The sequence below is a fragment of the Roseateles sp. P5_E11 genome (genome assembly GCF_054049355.1).
This window is the reverse complement of the sequence record NZ_JBFUMO010000755.1, coordinates 1-2,312: the sequence shown is the minus strand read 5'-3', so window position 1 is coordinate 2,312 and position 2,312 is coordinate 1. Positions and strand designations below refer to the sequence as shown.

Genomic DNA, 2,312 nt, shown 5'->3' with positions numbered 1-2,312 from the left:
GTGCAGTTCCTGCAGGGATTGCACGGTCAGGCCGTCACGGTGTTTCATGCCTTCGACCGCGGCTTCACAACCGGCCATGGTCGTGTAATAGGTCACGCGGTTGGCCAGAGCCGCCTGGCGGATGTAGCGGCTGTCGGCGATGGCCGTGCGGGTCTCGTCCACCGTCGTGAAGACGAGCTGGATGTCGCCGCCCTTGAGCGCATCGACGATGTGCGGGCGGCCGTCCTTGATCTTGTTGATCAGCTTGACCGGCACGCCGGCCTCGGTGATCGCAGCCGCCGTGCCGCGCGTCGCGACGATGCCGAAGCCCAGCGCATGCAAATCCTTGGCGATGGCGATGGCGCGGGCCTTGTCGCTGTTCTTGACCGTGATCAGCACGTTGCCCTGGCGCGGCAGGCGCGAGCCGGCGCCGATCTGGCTCTTCAGCATCGCCTCGCCGAAAGTCTTGGCTGCGCCCATCACTTCGCCGGTCGAACGCATCTCGGGGCTGAGGATGGGGTCCACGCCCGGGAATTTGTTGAACGGGAAGACGGCTTCCTYGACGCTGAAGTAAGGCGGGATGACCTCGGCCGGCACGCGACCCTTGCGGTCGCGCTGGTCGACAAGCTYCTGGCCAGCCATGCAGCGCGCGGCGATCTTGGCAAGCTGCTGGCCCGTGGCCTTGGACACATAGGGCACGGTGCGCGAAGCACGCGGGTTCACTTCCAGCACATAGACCGTGCAGGCCGCCAGGCCCGCGGTCACGTCACCCTGGATGGCGAACTGCACATTCATCAGGCCGACAACCTTCAGCGCCTTGGCCATCGCCGCCGTCTGGCGGCGCAACTCGTCCTGCAGATCAACCGCCAGCGTGTAGGGCGGCAGCGAGCAGGCCGAGTCGCCGCTGTGGATGCCGGCCGCCTCGATGTGCTCCATGATGCCGCCGATCATGACGTCGCCCGTCGAGTCGGCGATGCAGTCGACGTCGACCTCGACGGCGTCTTCCAGGAAGCGATCCAGCAGCACCGGCGACTTCTCGGACACACGCACCGCTTCGCGCATATAGCGCTCCAGGTCCTTGTCGCCGTGCACGATCTCCATCGCGCGGCCGCCCAGCACATAGCTCGGGCGCACGACCAGCGGGTAGCCGATTTCATTGGCCAGCGCGACGGCCTGGTCCTCATTGCGCGCCGTGCGGTTGGGCGGCTGGCGCAAGCCGAGTTCGTGCAGCAGCTTCTGGAAGCGCTCGCGGTCCTCGGCGATGTCGATGGAGTCAGGCGTCGTGCCGATGATGGGCACGCCAGCACGCTCCAGGTCGAGTGCCAGCTTCAGCGGCGTCTGGCCGCCGTACTGCACGATGACGCCGACGGGCTTTTCCTTGTCGACGATCTCCAGCACATCTTCTAGCGTGACTGACTCGAAATAGAGGCGATCCGAGGTGTCGTAGTCGGTCGACACGGTCTCGGGATTGCAGTTGACCATGATGGTCTCGTAGCCGTCCTCGCGCATCGCGAGCGCGGCGTGCACGCAGCAGTAGTCGAACTCGATGCCCTGGCCGATGCGGTTCGGGCCACCGCCCAGCACCATGATCTTCTTCTTGTCCGTCGGGTTGGCCTCGCACTCGGCGTCGGCACCCTCGTAGGTCGAATACATATAGGCCGTCTGCGTCGCAAACTCGGCCGCGCAGGTATCGACGCGCTTGTACACGGGGCGCACGTTCAGCGCATGGCGGCGTTCGCGCACGGCATGCTGGTGCGTGCCCAGCAGTTTGGCCAGGCGCTTGTCCGAGAAGCCCTTGCTCTTGAGCAGGCGCAGCTCTGCCTCTGTGATGGACTCGATTGCCCGGCCCTTCAGCTCGCCTTCGATCTGCACGAGTTGCTCGATCTGCGCGAGGAACCACGGGTCCACCGCAGTCTCTTCATAGATCTCGTCCAGCGTCATGCCGATGCGGAAGGCGTCGGCCAAGAACAGGATGCGCTCGGGGCCGGCTTCGCCGATCTCCTGCACGATCTCTTCACGATCGGCCGAGCGCTCGGTCAGGCCGTCGATGCCGGTCTCCAGGCCGCGCAGCGCCTTCTGGAAGGATTCCTGGAAGGTTCGGCCCATGGCCATCACTTCGCCGACGGACTTCATCTGCGTCGTCAGCCGCGAGTCGGCCATCGGGAACTTTTCGAAGGCGAAGCGCGGGATCTTGGTGACGACGTAATCGATGCTGGGCTCGAACGACGCCGGCGTGATGCCGCCGGTGATGTCGTTCTTCAGCTCGTCCAGCGTGTAGCCCACGGCCAGCTTGGCGGCGATCTTGGCGATGGGGAAGCCCGTCGCCTTGGAGG

The 2,312-nt window shown here is 65.4% G+C and carries 1 protein-coding gene; it reads right to left on the bottom strand.

Annotation, left to right across the window (positions count from 1 at the left end; genetic code table 11):
* The coding region (gene carB / locus ACXJKR_RS30150) for a carbamoyl-phosphate synthase large subunit (protein ID WP_457325978.1) at positions 1-2,312 on the bottom strand (2,312 nt) is incomplete at both ends.